18 protein-coding genes and 1 pseudogene are annotated in these 19,956 nt (G+C 37.2%); 12 read left to right on the top strand and 7 right to left on the bottom strand.

Going from position 1 to position 19,956, the window contains the following annotated elements; translation table 11 throughout:
* The 7 genes from trpC to BAQ49_RS06670 all read left to right on the top strand — a co-directional run bounded on the left by trpC (position 1) and on the right by BAQ49_RS06670 (position 6,167).
* The gene (gene trpC / locus BAQ49_RS06640) at positions 1-762 is read left to right on the top strand and encodes an indole-3-glycerol phosphate synthase TrpC (protein WP_071744682.1); all 762 of its coding nucleotides are present in this window, start codon (positions 1-3) and stop codon (positions 760-762) included.
* A complete protein-coding gene (locus BAQ49_RS06645; protein ID WP_071744683.1) occupies positions 759-1,373 on the top strand; it encodes a phosphoribosylanthranilate isomerase in 615 nt (204 codons plus the stop codon). The genes trpC and BAQ49_RS06645 overlap by 4 nt, the downstream gene beginning before the upstream one ends.
* On the top strand, positions 1,370-2,563 hold the full coding sequence (trpB, locus tag BAQ49_RS06650) for a tryptophan synthase subunit beta (RefSeq protein WP_071744684.1): 1,194 nt from the start codon (positions 1,370-1,372) through the stop codon (positions 2,561-2,563). Before BAQ49_RS06645 ends, trpB begins: the two co-directional genes overlap by 4 nt.
* 3 nt (positions 2,564-2,566) lie before the next feature.
* On the top strand, positions 2,567-3,343 hold the full coding sequence (trpA, locus tag BAQ49_RS06655) for a tryptophan synthase subunit alpha (protein WP_071744685.1): 777 nt from the start codon (positions 2,567-2,569) through the stop codon (positions 3,341-3,343).
* 74 nt (positions 3,344-3,417) lie between these two features.
* Complete coding sequence (locus BAQ49_RS06660; RefSeq protein WP_071744686.1) at positions 3,418-3,777, top strand: DUF4029 domain-containing protein; 360 nt, start codon at positions 3,418-3,420, stop codon at positions 3,775-3,777.
* Between the two features lie 115 nt (positions 3,778-3,892).
* Positions 3,893-5,392, top strand: coding sequence for an L-lactate permease (locus BAQ49_RS06665; RefSeq protein ID WP_071744687.1), 1,500 nt, complete (start codon positions 3,893-3,895; stop codon positions 5,390-5,392).
* A 91-nt stretch (positions 5,393-5,483) separates the two neighbouring features.
* Positions 5,484-6,167: a DUF2278 family protein gene (locus BAQ49_RS06670; protein ID WP_071744688.1), complete on the top strand. Its 684-nt coding sequence runs from the start codon at positions 5,484-5,486 to the stop codon at positions 6,165-6,167.
* 14 nt (positions 6,168-6,181) lie between these two features.
* Here BAQ49_RS06670 and BAQ49_RS06675 read toward each other — a convergent pair whose 3' ends face one another.
* Positions 6,182-7,015, bottom strand: coding sequence for a hypothetical protein (locus BAQ49_RS06675; RefSeq protein WP_071744689.1), 834 nt, complete (start codon positions 7,013-7,015; stop codon positions 6,182-6,184).
* Between the two features lie 195 nt (positions 7,016-7,210).
* Between BAQ49_RS06675 and BAQ49_RS06680 the strand changes: the two genes are divergently transcribed.
* Both BAQ49_RS06680 and BAQ49_RS06685 read left to right on the top strand, forming a co-directional pair.
* Positions 7,211-7,996 carry a zinc ribbon domain-containing protein gene (locus tag BAQ49_RS06680; RefSeq protein ID WP_071744690.1) on the top strand — a complete coding sequence of 262 codons (786 nt, stop codon included), beginning with the start codon at positions 7,211-7,213 and terminating at the stop codon, positions 7,994-7,996.
* Positions 7,997-8,015: 19 nt separating this feature from the next.
* Entirely contained in the window at positions 8,016-9,251 is a 1,236-nt protein-coding gene (locus BAQ49_RS06685) for a TcaA 3rd/4th domain-containing protein (protein WP_071744691.1), read from the top strand.
* Between the two features lie 40 nt (positions 9,252-9,291).
* Here BAQ49_RS06685 and BAQ49_RS06690 read toward each other — a convergent pair whose 3' ends face one another.
* Entirely contained in the window at positions 9,292-9,720 is a 429-nt protein-coding gene (locus tag BAQ49_RS06690) for a hypothetical protein (protein ID WP_071744692.1), read from the bottom strand.
* A 198-nt stretch (positions 9,721-9,918) separates the two neighbouring features.
* Here BAQ49_RS06690 and BAQ49_RS06695 point away from each other — a divergent pair, with 198 nt between their 5' ends.
* From BAQ49_RS06695 to BAQ49_RS06705, 3 genes are all read left to right on the top strand, one after another.
* Complete coding sequence (locus tag BAQ49_RS06695) at positions 9,919-11,253, top strand: FAD-dependent oxidoreductase (RefSeq protein WP_071744693.1); 1,335 nt, start codon at positions 9,919-9,921, stop codon at positions 11,251-11,253.
* A gap of 101 nt (positions 11,254-11,354) precedes the next feature.
* Entirely contained in the window at positions 11,355-11,843 is a 489-nt protein-coding gene (locus BAQ49_RS06700) for a GNAT family N-acetyltransferase (protein WP_071744694.1), read from the top strand.
* A gap of 189 nt (positions 11,844-12,032) precedes the next feature.
* Entirely contained in the window at positions 12,033-12,443 is a 411-nt protein-coding gene (locus tag BAQ49_RS06705) for a DUF3908 family protein (RefSeq protein ID WP_071744695.1), read from the top strand.
* Positions 12,444-12,474: 31 nt separating this feature from the next.
* Here BAQ49_RS06705 and BAQ49_RS06710 read toward each other — a convergent pair.
* The 5 genes and pseudogenes from BAQ49_RS06710 to odhB form a co-directional block, all read right to left on the bottom strand.
* Positions 12,475-12,963 (bottom strand): annotated as a pseudogene (locus BAQ49_RS06710) (class I SAM-dependent methyltransferase); the annotation flags it as partial.
* Positions 12,964-13,053: 90 nt separating this feature from the next.
* On the bottom strand, positions 13,054-14,613 hold the full coding sequence (locus tag BAQ49_RS06715) for a SagB family peptide dehydrogenase (protein ID WP_071744696.1): 1,560 nt from the start codon (positions 14,611-14,613) through the stop codon (positions 13,054-13,056).
* 16 nt (positions 14,614-14,629) lie between these two features.
* Positions 14,630-16,579: a TOMM precursor leader peptide-binding protein gene (locus BAQ49_RS06720; RefSeq protein ID WP_071744697.1), complete on the bottom strand. Its 1,950-nt coding sequence runs from the start codon at positions 16,577-16,579 to the stop codon at positions 14,630-14,632.
* Positions 16,576-18,495, bottom strand: coding sequence for a putative thiazole-containing bacteriocin maturation protein (locus BAQ49_RS06725; RefSeq protein WP_071744698.1), 1,920 nt, complete (start codon positions 18,493-18,495; stop codon positions 16,576-16,578). The genes BAQ49_RS06720 and BAQ49_RS06725 overlap by 4 nt, the downstream gene beginning before the upstream one ends.
* A gap of 125 nt (positions 18,496-18,620) precedes the next feature.
* Positions 18,621-19,880, bottom strand: coding sequence for a 2-oxoglutarate dehydrogenase complex dihydrolipoyllysine-residue succinyltransferase (gene odhB / locus BAQ49_RS06730; protein ID WP_071744699.1), 1,260 nt, complete (start codon positions 19,878-19,880; stop codon positions 18,621-18,623).
* Between the last annotated feature and the right edge of the window lie 76 nt (positions 19,881-19,956).

Genomic DNA, 19,956 nt, shown 5'->3' on the forward strand with positions numbered 1-19,956 from the left:
ATGGGGACGATTTTAGACAAAATTGTAGAGCAAAAGAAAGTAGAAGTTGCGGAGTTATATGAAACATATACACCAGGGAATGAAAAAAGAAAAACATACTCACTCGTAAAAGCTTTAGAACAATTTACTGTCATTGCAGAAGTAAAGCGAGCATCACCATCAAAAGGAGATATAAATGTACACGTTGATGTACCAAAACAAGTAAAAACATATGAAGAATGCGGCGCAGGAGCAGTTTCCGTTTTAACAGACAGTCAATTTTTTAAAGGATCGTTTTATGACTTACAAACGGCAAGAGCAGAAAGTAACATTCCGCTTTTATGTAAAGATTTTATAATTGATAAGATTCAAATTGATAGAGCTTATGAAGCTGGTGCAGATCTTATTTTATTAATCGTTGCAGCATTGTCAAAAGAGAAATTAAAAGAGCTTTATAACTACGTACTAGAAAAAGGATTAGAAGCGATTGTTGAAGTTCATGATGAACAGGAATTAGAAATTGCAACCCGATTAAATCCGCACGTTATTGGAATTAATAACCGTAATTTAAAAACATTTGAAGTAGATTTAAGCCAAACTGAAAAGCTCGGAAAACGACTGAATGAGGAGAAAGTGCTTTGGATTAGTGAAAGTGGTATTCATTCAAAAGAAGATATTACTCGCGTTAAACGAGCTGGTGCAAAAGGTGTGTTAGTTGGAGAAGCGCTTATGACATCATCTTCTATAAGTAATTTTTTCGAAGACTGTAAGGTGAACATATGAAAGTGAAAATTTGCGGCATCACTGATGTTGAAACAGCAAAACGTGCTTGTGAATACGGAGCAGATGCACTCGGATTTGTTTTTGCAGAAAGTAAACGAAAAATCACTCCAGAGCAAGCGAAAGAAATTATTGAGGAAATTCCAGCCCACGTTTTAAAGGTCGGTGTTTTCGTAAATGAATCAGTAGAAGTGATCCAGAAAATTGCAGATGAGTGCGGGTTAACGCATGTTCAACTACATGGGGATGAAGACAATCATTACATCGGAAGATTGAAAATTCCGTCTATAAAAGCAGTAGGAGTAGCTTTAGAGCAAGATATGGAACATGCGAAAAAATACGAAACAGATTATATGTTATTTGATAGCCCGAAAGAAAAGTTCCGCGGAGGAAATGGAAAGACATTCTCATGGGAGTTACTCGCGCATATGCCAAAAGCATTGCGAGAGAAAACGATATTAGCTGGCGGATTAAACATCATTAATATAGAAGAAGCCATTCAAACCGTTCAGCCATATATGGTCGATGTGAGTAGCGGAGTAGAAACAGAAGGAAAGAAAGATCTAAAGAAAATAAAACAATTTATTATAAAAGCGAAGGAGTGTTCCAAATGAATTACGCATATCCAGATGAAAAAGGTCACTACGGTATATACGGAGGGCGATACGTTCCAGAAACGTTAATGCAATCTGTATTAGAACTAGAAGAAGCATATAAAAAAGCGATGCAGGATGAAGCGTTTCAAAAGGAATTAAATCATTATTTAAAAACGTACGTCGGAAGAGAAACACCGCTTTATTTCGCTGAAAATATGACGAAGTATTGCGGCGGTGCAAAAATTTATTTAAAACGTGAAGATTTGAATCATACAGGAGCTCATAAAATTAATAATACAATTGGTCAGGCACTTCTTGCAGTACGGATGGGCAAGAAAAAAGTTGTCGCTGAAACAGGAGCAGGACAACACGGGGTGGCAACCGCTACTGTATGTGCCCTACTCGGATTAGAATGCGTCATCTTTATGGGAGAAGAAGATGTGAGACGTCAAAAATTAAACGTGTTTCGAATGGAATTACTCGGAGCGAAAGTAGAAAGTGTAGCGGCAGGTAGCGGCACATTAAAAGATGCGGTAAACGAGGCGCTTCGCTACTGGGTTTCACACGTGCACGATACACACTACATTATGGGATCAGTTCTTGGACCACATCCATTCCCGCAAATTGTCCGTGATTTCCAAAGTGTAATTGGGAAAGAAACGAAAAAACAATACGAAGCATTAGAAGGGAAATTACCAGAAGCAGTCGTTGCTTGTATTGGCGGTGGTAGTAACGCAATGGGAATGTTTTATCCGTTCGTACACGATGAAGAAGTTACTCTTTACGGTGTTGAAGCAGCTGGAAAAGGTGTTCACACAGAAAAGCACGCAGCCACTTTAACGAAAGGAAGTGTCGGTGTTTTACACGGATCGATGATGTACCTTCTACAAAATGAAGAAGGACAAATTCAAGAAGCACACTCTATTTCAGCCGGACTAGATTACCCAGGGGTTGGACCAGAACATAGCTTGCTAAAAGATATTGGCCGCGTTTCTTATCATTCCATTACAGATGAAGAAGCGTTAGAAGCATTTCAATTATTAACGAAAAAAGAAGGTATTATCCCGGCATTAGAGAGTTCACATGCTGTTGCATACGCTTTAAAGCTAGCGCCACAAATGAAGCAAGACGAAGGACTTGTTATTTGTTTATCCGGCCGCGGTGATAAAGATGTAGAGAGTATAAAACGTTATATGGAAGAGGTGTAAAAAATGGGAGTAGAAAAAATTAAAGCAGCGTTTGAAAATGGCAAAAAAGCATTTATTCCGTACGTAATGGGCGGAGATGGTGGCCTTGAAAAACTAAAAGAAAGAATTCGTTTTCTTGATGAAGCAGGAGCAAGCATTGTTGAAATTGGTATCCCGTTTTCAGATCCAGTCGCAGACGGCCCAACGATTCAAAGAGCAGGGAAACGAGCGCTAGATAGCGGTGTAACATTAAAAGATATTTTTCAAGCGTTAGCAGAAGTAAGGAAAGAAGTAAAAATTCCATTTGTACTCATGACATATTTAAATCCAGTACTCGCATTCGGAAAGGAACGTTTCATTGAGAGTTGTCTTGAAGCAGGTGTGGATGGCATTATCGTTCCGGACTTACCTTATGAAGAACAAGACATCATTGCACCGCTTCTACGCGAGGCGAATATAGCTTTAATTCCGCTCGTTACTGTAACGAGTCCAATTGAGCGAATCGAAAAAATTACGAGTGAATCAGAAGGATTCGTCTACGCCGTTACAGTAGCGGGCGTAACGGGAGTACGTCAAAACTTTAAAGATGAGATTCATAGTTACTTAGAAAAAGTAAAATCACACGTCCACTTACCAGTAGTCGCAGGATTCGGTATTTCAACACGAGAGCAAATAGAAGAAATGATTACAATATGCGACGGTGTTGTCGTTGGAAGTAAGGTTATTGAGTTGTTAGAAAATGAAAAACAAGAGGAAATATGTGAGTTAATACAGGCAGTAAAACAAAAAGAAGAGGCATAAGTCTCTTCTTTTTGTTTTACGTAATAAATGTTAAAATATACAGAAAATACATATAATTTAGAGGGTGAGAAGGCATGCTAAGACGTAAACTATTATATCTTCTTTTAACTGTACCATTATACGCTTGGCTCATTAGCATGACGAAAATAGAGTTGATGGCTCTGTTTTTAGGATATGTATTCATCTTTTCCCAATTAAATCGAATACAAGAGCAATCTATTTTAGAAGTATGTATATTTTCGATTAGTATAGAACTATTTAGTATCGTTTCGATTGTGTTATTAAACGAGTTATTTCGGGGGATTTATTCATTTGCATTAATGAAATTTGGGAATATTGTACTGCAAGTAATATGTGCTTATATTGTGTTTGTTGTGTTAGAAAAAATAATCGGACAGCAGACGGTTTTTCAGGATAAAAGAACATGGGAGTGATTCAAAAAAAGAGCTGTTTGGCTCTTTTTTTAATCTGTTATAAAATTAATTGAAAATAACAATATCTGTTATATAATAGTTAAAAATTGCATTTTTTACGAAAAGAGATGATAACATGGCCATATTGTTGGCACTTATCCCGATTATGATGATTTTCATTTGTTTATTTTTGTTTAAACAAACGTCATTAAGAGCCTCATTAATCTCTTATGCCGTTTCTGTTGGAATCGTTTTACTCTCGCCAACGTTTCAATTAGGGATAAGTGAAACTGTGCACGCTACGATTAAAGGTTGGTTAATTTGTTTTATTGTCGGATACGTTTTGTTTTTCGGTATTTTTTTATTTCACCTCATGAACAAAATGGGATACATCGATCAAGTAGCACGATTTTTGGAACAAGTCACACATGACCGCTTATTACAAATGCTTCTTATGTGTTTTGGTATTTGCCCACTAATTGAATCAGTAAGTGGATTCGGTATTGGTTTTATGGTCGCAGCGTCGATCTTTCTTTCGTTAGGCTATAAACCATTTCAAGCTGTACTGCTCTCGTTTATCGGTTTGCTGGCTAGTTCATGGGGCGCGATGGCAACGGGTACGATTATCGGTTCGCAGCTTATTAACATGCCGCTCACAACTCTTGGCACAAATACAGCATTATTAAGTATCCCGATTTTTGCATACTTTATCTTCCTTTCTTTATACGTTGTCGGTGGCTTTCAGGCAGTTATAGAAAAGTGGAAGGAAGGCGTTGGTTTCTTTCTATTATTTTCTCTCGGAATCTATCTTTCTAACGCATACGTAAGTGTTGAACTAGCGGGAATATTAAGTTCTATCGTTACCATTACATTTGGTTTTTTAATCATTAAATTAAAAGGAAAAGATGAACAAAAACTTCTAACAGAGCATGCGGCGGCTACGGAGAGAGAAGTATCGATTCTAAAAATTATTAACCCTTATATCTTTTTAACAGTTTGTATTTTACTTTCTCGCCTCGTTCCTGTATTACACGATCTGCTCAGGTCATATGCAGTTCTCGATTTAAAATCATATTCTTACAAACTAGAGCTACTATATTCGCCAGGGTTTTGGCTCGCCATGACTTGTTTGTTTACAATCATTTTCTTCCGCATTCCACCTCATATTATTAAACAATCACTCTCGCAAACGATAAAACAATGGATTCCTTTCGCTATTACAACAACGATGTTCATTGCGATTTCAGAGCTAATGGGTGCATCTGGCATGCATTCATTACTCGCAAAGACAGCTGGTGAAACATTTGGTACGTTTTTCGTTTTCGCTGCTCCTTTCATTGGAGGAATTGGCGGTTTTTTAACCGGTAGTAACGCAGGATCAAATGCAATGTTTATAAAACTACAAATGCAAACAGCGCAAAATGTAGCACTCCCGTGGCAATACGTCACAACGCTTCAAAACACCGCATCATCAGTAGCGACGATCGCTTGTCCATCACGTATTACACTCGGTGCTTATTTATGTGATATACCTCATCGTGAAAATGAACTATTAAAGAAAACGACATTAATGATCTTTGGTGCGGTGTTGCTTGTAGTGGTGGAGGTAATTATTTGGTATGTGTTGATAAAGTGAAAAATCCTCCTAACGTAGGAGGATTTTTTTTATAATTGGATAATGTTTTAAATATGAAAAGCTTCTACTAAATGAATAGGAGATGAAAGGTATGCCCTTAAAAAACTATGGTGTATTAAAAGGTACAGTTATACAATCAAAGACTGGAAAAGGGAAAACACCTCATTATCAAGTTCATTTACAAGGCGAGGCAGGAGTAGACTATCGTATTGCAATTAACGTAAAGTCGCAAAGTTATCCGTCAGAAGTTTTATATTTTGCGAGTAATAATATTAGGTCAGAGGCGATTCATATATTACCGACATTACCGTTTGGTTTTACGGAAGTGAAAAACAATGAACCAAAAGTCGCTTTAGATTATGTAAGAGGTAATTTATTTGATTCGAAGCAAATGATTCCTTTACCTGCTGAAAAAACGGGATCTGATAATGATTTGAATGAGAAAATAGAACATTATATAAAACGAGCGATAGAGGAAAAAGCAATTATTTACGCGTTTGGCGAAAGATGGGGACCAGAAAAAAAGGTTCCGGATTCGTATTTCCACTTTACACCTGGAAATGGTGTACATGATATTCATATGAATCAAGGAAATGTAGAGAAATGGCAAGGTGATGACGGCATATGGCAAGACGGTGGACTACTTATTCATTTTGAGAAGAGGGAAGAGTGGGTAGGTATTTTCCTTGCCTTTCAGTCGCAATCATGGTGTACAGATGAAGAAGGGCATGCTCGTGTTCCGGTTGAGAATTATAGTTATAAGAAAAATAACTAATAAGAAGAGGGAGTTCACAACGAACGCCCTCTTCTCATTTTATAAAACCCAAAACTCACAAGTGTAGAAATACTAGAGAAAAGCAGGGCCACACTAGAAAATGCAATGAGATACATATTATATTTCATCATTTTGCCGATTAGTTGGTTACTATCATACTGAAAAAGTCCTGCTATTATATTGAATAAAAATAAAATGATAAACATGACGATGACACCGTCTATTGATCCTTTTATATCTGGTTTACTTAAAGCGATATGTGCGGAAATACAAATGGCGATAAATAAAAATAACCAAAATGAAGGATTCAATAAATTGCTTATTGTAAATAAGCTTTTCAATAATACAAACGTCGATAGTAGCATGTTTTGGATCATGTCTAAGTTAATAGAAGCCGATGCAACAGTTGTTTCGAGAGTCGTATTAAATAAAGAATATGACCCTGGTACGAAATAGCGCATTAAAAGTATTAAGGTAGTAATACCAGAAATAATAGGGCCGATACCGATAAAGAAATTACCGATTCGTTGATATATACTTTTTTGATTGTATTGATGTTGTACGTAACCTAAAGCTCCTTGACTTGTATCTGTCGGGAAGAACTGCGTTGCTACAATTTTATGACGAAATAGTATACACATAATTGCATGTCCAAGTTCATGAATAGGGACACCAATCCACGCAGTTAAAAGGAAGCCTTTCCTACCAAAAGCTCTCGACCAATACATTCGTGTGAGAGATTCTAAATAACCTAATATAAATCCAATTACAATGATGACACCAATTAAAGAGAATAATTGGATCACGCTTGTAAGGAGTGTTTGAAAAATCGAGTTTACAAATTCCACTGTCTTCATCCAATCTTTTAAAAATGTTATTTGCTCTGTTTCATAATAACATTATTTTTCTATATTACTAGCACACATAGTTTCGTTTAAAAGAAGGATTTCATATTCTTTTTCTTGTAGTCATGTTTTATGTACAAAGTCATATATTGAATTTGTAACACCCTATAAGGTATATGCTTAAGGAGGGATGAGAGAATGAAATGTCCGGCGTGTCATACAGAAAATGCAGCGGAAGCAAAGTTTTGCGGGAATTGTGGACATTCGTTAACGGAAGAAGTGATGGCAAGTGGTGCACAGGAAGAAGGGGAGCGACAAGCGCGCGTAGCACAAGTAAAGGAAACTCGCCCGAATGAAACGGTAGAGCAAGCGAAACGATTTGCGAGTGGCTATTTTCAGTTTTTTACACATGCTTTAAAAGCACCGACAGCGATTATGAAAAATGGCAATATTGAAGTGCGAAATGGAATTGTAAGTCTTGTTCTTATTTGTTTTTTAGGAGCATGTATTTTTTATAGAATGATGAGCGCAACGGCAGCTGTTACGAGAACGTTAGTACCAGATATAACTACTCCTACTTTCTTTGGAGAATCTGTAAAAATCTTTTTCTTTTTATTAATTTTAACGTTATTTGTCGGATTTATTATTTTTGTAAGTGGTAAGATGATGAAATCTTCTTTTTCGTTTCTTGAAGTATTCGGTATATGGGGAACGATAGCGACTCCGGCTATTGCTATATTAGTTCTTTCTTTTCTGTTTAGTTTCCTATTGATCTTCTTTCTACCGATATTATTAGGGGTGGCTACAACGTATATGTCAATTAGTATCATCGTAGCTATATTAAAACTAGATAGCGGTGGATTAGATCCTGTTTACACTCTTCTGATCGCAAATGTTTTAATCGGAATCGCAACGTGGATTGTACTTTGGTCTTACATTAATACGATAATTCAAACTATTACTGGAGGATTTACGGGCTTCTAAGGAAAAGGTGGTTGAATGGATGAATGTATGTACTAAGTGCGGAGTTCAGTATGAAGACGGAGTGCAATTTTGCCAAAACTGCGGGATGAAGAGGGAAAGTCTTGTAGTAAAGAAGAAAATGAGCGGTGGTACAAAAGTTGGCATTACACTCTTAACATTACTTGTTATAGTAATTGTTGGATTGTATTTGTATGGATCATCGTATTATAAGCAGACCGCACAAGTAGACCGAATGATTACTATTTTACAAGAGAGGGACGGGGAGAAATTAGCTGAGATCACCACGGCAGATGATCCAGCCGTTATTGTCACAAGAGAGAGTGTAACGCCTCTATTTTCATATATAAAAGAAAATCCATCTTACGTGAATGAATTGAAAGAATATTTGAGGCAAGGTGAAAAACAAGGGGATGGAATAGAAAGAACAGATTTTTCTTTAACGAAAGACGGGAAGTATTTCTTTATATTTGATCGGTATAAATTGAAAGCGAAGACGTATTATACGACTCTGCTTTCAAATGAAAAAGGTACATCTTTAAAAATGAACGGAAAAGAAATTGATAAGACAAATGACAAAAAGTTTGAGAAGCAATATGGACCGTTTCTTCCAGGGACTCAAGTGTTTCAAGCGGAATATAAAAATGACTATGTAAAACTATCACGAGAGGAAAAGGTTGTACTTATAAAACAAAGTCAAAATAATGTAACGGTAGATTTAACGTTGCAAGGGCAATATATTACAGTTCAAACGAATGCGCCTGGTGCAACATTGTACGTGAATCAAAAGCCGGTTACAGCGCTAGCGGGAGAAGAAATTACGTGGGGACCAGTAGCGACTGATGGAAGTGCGGTGATTTATTTAGAACGAAATGGAGAAAACGGAAGGGAAACGACCAAGGTAGAAACGGTAACGGCACTGTCAGCTTATAATCTTCCATTCCAAAAGAAAAGCATAGAAAAAACAGTTGTTTACAATGTTACTCCGCCGCCTACTACTCATTATGTATATAATGGTTTCATCTTCCCTGATAGTGATATTCGAAAATTAACGAGTGCGGACTTAACATATTTATCGAAAGAACAGTTGAAAATTGCTAGAAATGAAATATACGCAAGGCATGGACATATTTTTCAAACGAAAGATATGCAAGCATATTTTTCAAAACAGTCTTGGTATAGAGAGAATCCGTATTTTACGGGAACGTTAACGAGTGTGGAATCTTATAATGTTGAACTGATTAAATCAAGAGAATAGAGTACGTGAAAAAGGTACAGTGTATATTACTGTACCTTTTCTATGGTTGTTTAGCTGGACCAGGATCCCTTGAGAAAAAGATGTGAAAGAGGAATGTGACTTTACTTGCTCCTCCTGATGTACTAGCTTGCACATCAGATAATGCACTAGATGTTAAAACACCTTCAGAGCGAGGCGGTACGACTATTTTGAGGGCATCATCTGATTCTGATGATGCAGTAACTGTTATTGTATCATCAGATAAGTTTAAAATTTTAACAGTACCGATTGGTAAGATGGACTTGCCAGCGAATGATGCTGAAGCGAAGCGAGAGCCTTTCCAAATAGTTTGTGCGAAAGTCTCATCATTAGATAACCAAGCGCGAGCACTATAAAGTGTTGCGTTAATGGAAAATTCTTGGTCAAGCGATATGGCGGCTTTCGGTTCTTGCGGTTCCTCTGGAAGCTGGGCGAGAAGGCCTGCGCACATGTATATTTCACCTACTTTCAATAGTAACTGTTATAGCATATTAAATTTCTTGTTTATAAGACACGACGGTTACCTATTAAAGTATAGTTTTGTGCACCACATTTGTAGATTAAATTCTTTTTCTCTACAATTTAAGTAGGTGTTATTTCTGTAAAATATGGAAATCGTAAAGAGTATATAAAAAGAAGGAGTGGTAAAGTGAACTATGTCATTATTGGCGGAGATGCAGCTGGTATGAGTGCAGCAATGCAAATTGTTAGAAACGATAAATCGGCGAATGTTGTGACGTTAGAAAAAGGTGAAATCTATTCATACGCTCAGTGCGGATTACCTTATGTAATTAGCGGTGCGATTGCTTCAACTGAAAAATTAATTGCGCGGAATGTGAAGACATTTCGTGATAAATACGGAATTGATGCGAAAGTACGTCATGAAGTAACAAAAGTGGATACGGAAAAGAAAATTGTGTATGCAGTACATACGAAGACGAAAGATGTATTTGAATTTTCGTATGACCGTTTATTAATTGCGACCGGGGTGCGTCCTGTTATGCCGGATTGGGAAGGTAAAGATTTACAAGGTGTTCATCTTTTAAAAACAATTCCGGACGCTGAGCGCATATTAAGTACACTTAAAACGAATAAAATTGAAGATGTGACAATTATTGGCGGCGGTGCAATTGGTCTAGAGATGGCAGAAACATTTGTAGAACTTGGCAAGAAAGTAAGAATGATTGAGCGAAACGATCATATTGGCACAATTTATGATGCCGACATGGCGGAATATATACATAAAGAAGCAGACAAACATAATATTGAAATTTTAACAAATGAGAATGTAAAAGCGTTTAAAGGAAAAGCAAGAGTAGAACAACTGGAGACGGATAAAGGGACGTATAAAGCAGATCTCGTTCTAGTATCTGTCGGTGTACAGCCAAATACTGATTTTCTTGATGGGACAAATATACGTAAAAATCATAAAGGTGCAATTGAAATAAATGCCTATATGCAAACGAATGTGCAAGACGTATATGCTGCTGGTGATTGCGCTACACATTATCATGTTATAAAGGAAATTCATGATCATATCCCGCTTGGAACGACTGCAAATAAACAAGGGCGACTTGCCGGACTCAATATGGTTGATAAACGAAGAGTATTTAAAGGTACGTTAGGTACAGGGATTATTAAATTTATGAATCTGACGCTCGCAAGAACAGGCTTAAATGAAAAAGAAGCGAAAGGGCTAAACATCCCGTATAAGACGGTAAAAGTAGATTCAACAAATATGGCTGGTTATTACCCAAGTGCCAAACCACTTTACTTGAAATTACTATATCACGCCGATACGAAACAATTGTTAGGCGGTCAAGTAATTGGAGAAGAAGGTGTAGATAAGCGAATTGATGTGATTGCGATGGCACTTTTCAATAACATGAGTATTCACGATTTAGAAGATGTCGACTTAAGTTACGCACCACCATATAACAGCGTTTGGGATCCAATTCAACAAGCGGCAAGGAGAGCGGAATAGCACTTTTTTAAGTGCTATTTTTTCGTTAAAGGGGAGTAATCGTTTTTGTCGAATAAAGAGGTTTGGGGAATAGTTACATATAAGGAAGGGGATCTGTAAAAATGGTTGTGGCACTTCAAAAAGTTCAAGAATCAGAAAAAATGATTTTACGTAATTTATATTCACTATATCTACATGACCTCTCTAAGTTCACTACTAATATAACGATTGGAGCGGATGGTTTTTTTGAATACGAAGATTTGCATATGTTTTGGGAAAATGATGGAATCACTCCGTATTTTATAAAAGTTGATCATAGTAGTGTAGGATTTTTATTACTATTGGAACGTCCATTTTTGAAGAAAGAAAACGACTTTGGTATTAATGATATTTTCATATTGAATCAATATAAGGGAAAAGGAATCGGAAAGAAGGTTATTGAAAATTTACTAGAAGAGAAACGAGGACAATATTTCGTTATTGAACTTACAAAAAATATACCAGCTGTTTCTTTTTGGAAAAAAGTATATAGAGAGCTGAAAATTGAATTTGACGAGCGAACACAGCTAATTGATGATGAAGAATGCCTCGTTCAGACGTTTAAAATATAATTAAATAGGTGCCCCTGATATATTACTCTGAAATTCAACTTTATCCCGCTATTTGTGGGAGTCAGGCTGATTAAAGTTTCACTTTATTTCGAATATACCGTTCACCCTTGAAAACATAGTACTTATCGCTTATATTGTCATATAGTATTTATTTTTTAACAAAGCAATGAACGAACCAGGGGGTACAACATGGCAATTAACATGAAAACAATCGAAGAATGGATTGCTGAATCAAACGCAAGAAATGAAGAAGACTTTGGACACGTTGTGGAAGAAATGAAAGAAGTATGTGTCGGACTTGATAACGCGACATTAATTTATACGAAAAATGTATTTTGTTTCGGTAAGAAAGTAGAAGTATTGTTCTTCTTCCAAGATCATGTTGTTATCGGACAAGAAAAAGAAGAGTATGTTGAAATTGAGAAACTAAAGTATGATGACATTACAAATAGCAATCTAAAAACAAATGACAAAAATACAACTTTAGAATTAAAGTTTGCTAACGGACAATCTATCGATTTAGACAGTCTAAATGATAACTACGGTACGAAAAACTGGTTATTTGCAAGACAAATTAAGAGTATCTTTAAATTAATCTAGTGAAAAAGGCAGACCTAAAAGGGTCTGCTTTTTACTTATTCCCTATTACACAAAGGCAACCTCTTTCTTCATAATATTTCACACTTGTAAACCCTGTTTTATAAAAGAGATTTACTAATGATTCTGTCGTTTTAAATTCATCCATATGATATTGAACTTTGAAAGTTTCGGCCACTAATAAAAAGGATCCATTCGGTTTTAATATGCGAAATACTTCTTTTATATCGTGTTTAACGTCAGGCCAGAAGTAGTGGGTTTGAAAGGCGGTAATGAGATCGAAGCAATTCGCATGATGTGGAATAGAAGAGACGCTTGCTTTTTGAACAGTTACTTTTTGTATTTGTACATCTTTCATATTCGTATGTATAGAATCTTTCACAGCTTGATCGGAGTAATCAATTCCATATATTTTCCCAAACGGAGTTAGTCTAGAAAGCGTATGTATTGCTTTACCACCCCCACAACCAATATCTAAAATAACTGCATCTTCACGTATATGTATTTTTTGTAAAGCCCAATTTAAACGCTCCTTTTATGTAAGAATATATACTCATTTCGCTTTTAATAATTTAACTCCTCTAAAAAAAGCACGCCATCAACCGGCGTGCTTCTAATTATACAAATACCCTTTTAACCAATTACGCGCCCGATACGCCCCAACTGGAATTTGAATGAGAGACGTTTCATTTCCAGTATCAATCCCGTACAATTGATCGCATGAATTTGTATCAAAACTAAGTAAAGGATGACCACCCATTCCCATAGCGGTCGCAGCTAAAACAAGTCTATGAACGAGTATACCAGCTTCCATTTGGTGAATACGATATCCTCTATAGCCTAATGTATGTGTATAGTAATCTTTATTTCCGACTACATGCAGGCAAAGCGGTACTTGAAAAAGATTCACGTTATCCATCGTCATACTTGATTGAAGGGGATAACGAAGGTCTCCATATCGAAGTGGTTGTATGGAATGCGTTTTACTGTTATAAGAATAAGCACCGTTTTCAATACCTGTTACGTTATAAAAACATCCATATAATGAGACTCGTGCGTTTTCATTTAAAGAATTGCCATCAAGATCGTTGTAATAAGGGAATGCGAGGCTCGCTTCTTGTAATAAAGTAGCAAGTGAACGAGTATCCCATTTTGTTAAAGTAAAGTCAGCATCAGGTGAATATCGCTTTTTACAAAGATGTAAGAAATCATAGGATAAACGTTCTATTTTAGGTAGCTGTACAGCGTGTGCACTGTATTGCTGTCGATTTTTTTGAGTTAATGTTTGGAAGTGTTCTGTCGATTCAATCATAGAAGCTGCGTTAACTTTTGTTATCATCGGATATTCATCTACATGCTTTGAGCGAACGAAATGCTCATGTGTTAACGGTGGGATTTGCTGCAACAAGTCATGAGAAGTAACAGTTGTATTTTCACGGTAATCATTATGAAACCAATCTTTATGCGGTTCTGTACTTAGAGGAATAATACCATACACATTTTCCTCGCCTTCAGACAGTCCAAGTAAATGATTCATTGCTCGGTCTAGAAACTGAAAATATACTCCATTTGTGTAACCGAATTGTTTTGCACATTCAAGTAGATGCCCGATTAGAACACCACTATCTAACCCTTGAAGCCGGTATGAAAAATTATTGTATTTAAAGAAATTTTTCCAAAACATAGTGGATACGAATACTGTGCCAAAACAAGAATGTATGTTACAACGATTGCCGAGTGCTTCTGTAAGATAAGAATCGAAATTTCCCTCGCGAAGTAAGATAAGACGGTGATGCGCGGCGTCATAATGGTAAATGCCGTCTGGATAATGATCAATTTTTAAATACATATATAATTCATTTGGATATAAAGCACCCCCGGAAGGGATGAATCTTCGAAATAGAGTCGTTGTTTTATTATTTTCTAGGCTAGTAGTAGGTTGACATAATTGTGTTAAACCAAATGAGTACCAAAGATAATGCCCGATTTCCTCTAAGTTAGGTTTAGTAGAAGAGTTCCGCAAAGTTAATGGGATTTCTAAAGAGAGAGGGATGACTGGTAAATTTCGATATAATTTATAAGGAAGTGGTGCGTCGTCCCAGTCTACCTCATGATTCGGCATAATTTCATCAATAGAGAAATGGAGATGATGTAAAAAAGCATCCAGCTGCATGAAATCCCCTCCTTTACTATGGAAACGGGTGTGGGTGTGGATTTAATTGTTCATTCGTTAAAGGCTCAGCCATATATCCAAGTGTCATTGGTACGGTATACACTCTATCCAGTCCTGTAACCCGAGTGAGATGATGTCCGAATGTCATTGGAAGCATGCCTGGAATTAATACTTTTACACAATGTAATCCGTTCTTTTCTATGAGAGGAACGGTTTGATCTACAACGATTACTTTAAGTCCAGATTGATGTAACCTGTTTAAAAGTTGATGAAGATCAGATGTTAAATCCATATCAAATGATTGTAATGCCCTCATTTCTTGAAACGTTTGCACCGGAGCATCTTCACGTAAAAGGAAGTGAAGACGTTCTTCCGCTTCTTTCAATCCGTACAGCATACTATGGTCTTCCATTTTATTAACGAGATAAGAATCTTGTAAGCAGTTTTCGTAATACTCTCTTTTTTGCTGGAGCTCATCGTCTGTTATTAGTAACATGCCAGCTATTTCATGAATTGCACTCTTTAGAGCTCGGATTGGGTCTAAATGAGCGCCTCCCGCACAAACAACGTTCATTCCATTTTCACGCGTATTTTTTGCAATGACCCATAAGCTCGGGATGCCATGTTCCATCGTCGCGTTAAAAGCGTATAATTCATACCCCGTAATCGTGTGTAACCGCTGGATCATTAATTGTAATTCTGTATCATTTGCTGAACTAAGATCAAGACGAGGAAGAGGTAATTCTGCATACCATGTGAGTAAAAAAGCATCGCGCTCTACGATTTCTAATATGCCATGAAAAATGGCCTCTTCTAAACTACCACCAATCGCACATCCATTTGATGTTTCATACACAAAAGCATCTCTATGACCAAGGCTATAATAGGCGATTGATTCTGGAACTAAAAGTGGCCGTTTTTGTGATAAAGAATATCCCCATACCCAGTTTTGTTCATAATCAGGATCAAATGGTTTAAACGGAAAACTATCACGATTATAATGTTCATTTGTATGCACACCGAGTGTGAGGGGATTTAGTGCATGATCCTCTAAATCATGAAAACTACCATGCACATTTGTCTTTTTCCCGCGAGGTGACATACCGCAATATCGTTCTAAACCTTCTAAAATAGCAGTTGCCTCACTCAGTACAAATGAATGAGTTCGGCCTGCAACACCTTCATTTCCGAATATTAACGGCATGTTTATAATGACGTCAGCAAATGGCAATAAAGAATGCTGCATTTTTCCATTCAAAATACCAGTCCGGTAATCTAAATAGTCTCTCGTTAAAAATGTGTTTAGCTCATGAATAGAACGACAGCGATACGTTTCAGTACTTGTTTTTAAGCTCGGTTGTAAAGAAATTTCTGCCGCATCCGCAGTATCATCAGGTAAATTACTACATACAGGACAGAGAGGGTCTGGAAGGAAAGAATGCCGCGTACATTGCAGGGTTTGTAAGTTTAGTAAAATGAGTTCATTTTCTAAAGAAGAATGTCCGTGAGCTAATATTTTTTCCGTTTCAGCATGAATGAGCTGGCACATTTGTAACATCCCATTTTGAGTCGCACGTACATCACGCCTCGTCTCGGTATCCGCTTTTAACGCATATTTCCGCTGTAGTTCCCACATTTCTTTTTGATCAAATCCAGCGATAAAGCGTCGTCCATCGGCACAATGGGTACATCCTGTTGCAAGAGGAGGAATGAAAGGACCAATAACACCTTCACCAAATGAAGTAAATGCACGAAGCCACGGAATATGGTTCGAACGAAATGTCAGCTCAGCATCATGATGAATAGTAGAAGGAGAGCCGTCATGTAATACGAGAGCGAGGTGAATATTTTCAGGGATTTCTTCTGTAATTGTATGTTGGCGAATGATGGAATACTGTTTGCATAATTGATCGTGTACATAGTCTGCAAGTAGGCCATCTCCTGTAAGTAATATATTTTGAATCATAGACCGTCCTCCTTTGCAATTAATACCCCGTATACACCGTCTAAGTTGTCTCTTAAAAATGATTCAATAGCTAAATCAAAAACGAATGGATAAAAATTATTTTCCGCTAAATTTTGTAAGGCAGCTTGTAAAGACTGTACGCCTGGAATTTCTTCCTCTTCTTGTATTGCTACTCTAACAGAATCCGTACTATATAAAACAATGGATGATTCTGGCAAAACGTTAGCTTTATAAGGAAGCTCTTCATTTTGAATATGAAGGAGTGCTTGTTGCAGAGCGTTTCTTAATGCCAATGTTATATTAATATTTGCCGCACCGTACCATCTATCATTTATACCGATCCAAATGACAGGAAAACCAAGTAACTCCTCACTCATTCCCACTTTAGGTATGTCATGAATTGTAGAGAGAGCATCGTAGTAAAACCTACAATGTTTATCATGAATTTCGGTTAAATCAAGCTCTGTAACCTCTTCTAGCATATGTGATTGGCGTTCACACAACTTATTATTTAAATGTTTTTGCAGTGCACGGTATACACCTTCTGTCATCGTTTCCCCAGCACCAATACCGATATCAGTATGTTCGGGGATAAGACGATGAATCATTTCAGCTACATACGTTTCAACTCCTGTTAAACCAGCTTCGCGGCGTGCTTCATTATGAGTTAAACCACCACAAGTTATAGCAGGAAGGGGAGAGGTAGGTCCGTCTGATAATGGATTTGCAACTTGAATATAGCATTGTGATAAAGGTAGTTGGTGTAAATCTTGTTCATCCCATATGTGGAATATACCAGCTTCTTTAGAAGTTAATGTATCAAAAAAACGAAAAAGTTCAGTTGAAGTATATTGTCCAGAACGATGGGCAAGGTTTTCTTGAAGATTTTGCACCGTATCAATTGTAAAGATTTCATCGGTTGCGAGAAGATGCTTTATAAAAGGGTGCCACTTTCCTTCAAGTGTTTCAAAGTTTAATAAAAAGAATTGAGGATTATGCTGCCGGTTTAAATCGTCAGCGACATGTTTAAATAATTCAAAAACGATAACATTTGCTAATATTGCAGATGTGATTGGTGAGAAAGGCTCGGGCGGATTTTCATTTTGTAAAGTAGTTTCGTGTAGACGATGCCATGCGGATTCCCAGCATTCTTCACGATCTGCTATTACGACGGGGCCAGCTAAACCGATTCTTGATAAGCAAATAGCTGGTATGAAATTTTTCCCCTCATCTCTACAAATAGCATGTATTGCTCTTAAACTTTCAATATCTCCATTTTGAGAAACGTATAAAATCCAGTCGAAAGGCTCGAATACTTCATGCAGGGGACGATCCGTTGTAGTATCTATTTCTTGAATAAATACATTGTCATCAAGTTCATATGCACGTTCTACTAGCTCATGAATTCGATCGTAATTTGTTTCCGCATAATCTGTGACAAGATAATGAAATTTAGGTAATCCGGATTCTAGTAAAGAAGAAACTAAGGAAGTAAGCATATCCCCAGAACCAATTATAAGGACATTTGCCGCACGGTACGTCTCGAATTTTAAAGCACCTGAATGAGAATCGGCTTCTAAAAATTCAATTTGAGAAGCGTACCTGTCGAGTAACGTACTGTTTAATTCATGAGGAGCATCTTGACTTACATCACGGGCGAAACCATTTTCATATAAAATCTCTCCAATTTCAAATACACGATTTTGATAGGGGAGAGGGAGACCATCGGTTATTTCTGCTAAAGAATAATTACCGTTAAACATAGGCATTAATTTTTCAATCCAGTTATAAATCCCATCACCGTCCATGCGGAATGAACTGGCGTTATTTCGAAAATAGACACCCCCGTTTGAGTCGGGGAGGAAGAAAGTATCCTTATTTGCTTTAAGTTTTGCATGAGCTGGAAGGTTACTCATTTTAATCCTCCTTACGTTTTAAGCATACATTATTAGCTTATGCCATGTGATTTGTCCCGTATGAACACAATAAAAAAAGGCTGTAGAATGATTCATTCTACAGCCTTTAATAGATTAATAATCTATCAACCTTCTAATAATAATGATTTTGGATCTTCAAGCATATCTTTAACAGCAACAAGGAAGCTAACTGCTTCTTTACCATCAACAATACGGTGATCGTAAGATAGTGCAAGGTACATCATCGGACGGTTTTCCATACGCTCGTTATCAATCGCAACTGGACGTACTTGGATTTTATGCATTCCTAGAATACCTACTTGTGGGCTATTTAGGATTGGCGTAGACATTAGAGAACCGAATACACCACCGTTTGTAATTGTAAATGTACCACCTTGTAGCTCTTTTAATGAAAGTTTGTTATCACGTGCTTTTAGACCTAAATTACGAATCTCGCTTTCAATTTCAGCGAAGTTCAATTGGTTAGCATCACGTACAACTGGAACAACTAATCCATCTGGAGCTGCTACTGCAATACCGATATCATAGAATTTTTTAATGATAAGCTCATCGCCTTGAATTTCAGCATTTAATAATGGGAATTGTTTTAATGCTGCAACAACTGCTTTTGTGAAGAATGACATAAAGCCAAGACGCACATCATGTTTTTTCTCGAAAGCATCTTTGCGTTCTTTACGTAATTCCATGATCGCACTCATATCAACTTCGTTAAATGTTGTTAACATTGCAGATGTTTGTTGAACTTCTACAAGACGTTTTGCAATTGTTTGACGGCGGCGGGACATTTTCACACGCTCAACTGGTTTTTCGAATTCAGTTTTTGCAACTGGAGCAGGAGCTGGACTTTTTGGAGCAGCTGGTGCTTCTTTTGGCGCTGCAGCGTGAGCTTGTACATCATGTGGTCTCACACGTCCAAGTGGATCTGTGCTGCGCACGTCGTTTAAGTCAATTCCTAATTCACGAGCCATTTTGCGAGCAGCTGGTGATGCGATAGGACGATTTGTATTTGGTAAACCTTGCAACGCTTTATTTTGTTCAGCACTTGGAGCTTCTGCTTTCGGTGCTTCAGTAGTTTCTTGTTTTGGTTGCTCAGCAGGTGGTGCAGGTGTACTTACTGCAACTGGTGCTCCGTTTGCATCTAAAATTGCGATAGTTGCGCCAACTTCAACTGTATCCCCAGGTTCGCCTAGTAACTTCGATACAATACCTGAATCTTCTGCAATGATTTCTACATTGACTTTATCAGTTTCAAGCTCAACAACGCTGCCGCCTTTCTCAACTTTGTCACCTACGTTGATAAGCCATTGTGAAATAGTTCCTTCTGTAATAGATTCTGCAAGCTCAGGTACTTTAATTTCGATCATTTTAAATGTCCTCCCCTTATTTGCCTAACGGTGTGTTTTTCTTCTTTAATCTTCGGTAATCTCCATGTATTAGCTC

Origin of the sequence: Bacillus proteolyticus, assembly GCF_001884065.1 — a bacterium.
GTDB lineage: Bacteria > Bacillota > Bacilli > Bacillales > Bacillaceae_G > Bacillus_A > Bacillus_A proteolyticus.

Coding starts and splice junctions, on each gene's coding strand:
- BAQ49_RS06665 (WP_071744687.1), top strand. CDS start 3,893: ATGGCCATATTGTTGGCACTTATCCCGATTATGATGATTTTCATTTGT.
- trpB (WP_071744684.1), top strand. CDS start 1,370: ATGAATTACGCATATCCAGATGAAAAAGGTCACTACGGTATATACGGA.
- BAQ49_RS06670 (WP_071744688.1), top strand. CDS start 5,484: ATGCCCTTAAAAAACTATGGTGTATTAAAAGGTACAGTTATACAATCA.
- BAQ49_RS06660 (WP_071744686.1), top strand. CDS start 3,418: ATGCTAAGACGTAAACTATTATATCTTCTTTTAACTGTACCATTATAC.
- BAQ49_RS06725 (WP_071744698.1), bottom strand. CDS start 18,495: ATGAGTAACCTTCCAGCTCATGCAAAACTTAAAGCAAATAAGGATACT.
- BAQ49_RS06685 (WP_071744691.1), top strand. CDS start 8,016: ATGAATGTATGTACTAAGTGCGGAGTTCAGTATGAAGACGGAGTGCAA.
- trpC (WP_071744682.1), top strand. CDS start 1: ATGGGGACGATTTTAGACAAAATTGTAGAGCAAAAGAAAGTAGAAGTT.
- BAQ49_RS06705 (WP_071744695.1), top strand. CDS start 12,033: ATGGCAATTAACATGAAAACAATCGAAGAATGGATTGCTGAATCAAAC.
- BAQ49_RS06645 (WP_071744683.1), top strand. CDS start 759: ATGAAAGTGAAAATTTGCGGCATCACTGATGTTGAAACAGCAAAACGT.
- BAQ49_RS06715 (WP_071744696.1), bottom strand. CDS start 14,613: ATGCAGCTGGATGCTTTTTTACATCATCTCCATTTCTCTATTGATGAA.
- BAQ49_RS06680 (WP_071744690.1), top strand. CDS start 7,211: ATGAAATGTCCGGCGTGTCATACAGAAAATGCAGCGGAAGCAAAGTTT.
- trpA (WP_071744685.1), top strand. CDS start 2,567: ATGGGAGTAGAAAAAATTAAAGCAGCGTTTGAAAATGGCAAAAAAGCA.
- BAQ49_RS06700 (WP_071744694.1), top strand. CDS start 11,355: ATGGTTGTGGCACTTCAAAAAGTTCAAGAATCAGAAAAAATGATTTTA.
- BAQ49_RS06690 (WP_071744692.1), bottom strand. CDS start 9,720: ATGTGCGCAGGCCTTCTCGCCCAGCTTCCAGAGGAACCGCAAGAACCG.
- BAQ49_RS06720 (WP_071744697.1), bottom strand. CDS start 16,579: ATGATTCAAAATATATTACTTACAGGAGATGGCCTACTTGCAGACTAT.
- odhB (WP_071744699.1), bottom strand. CDS start 19,880: ATGATCGAAATTAAAGTACCTGAGCTTGCAGAATCTATTACAGAAGGA.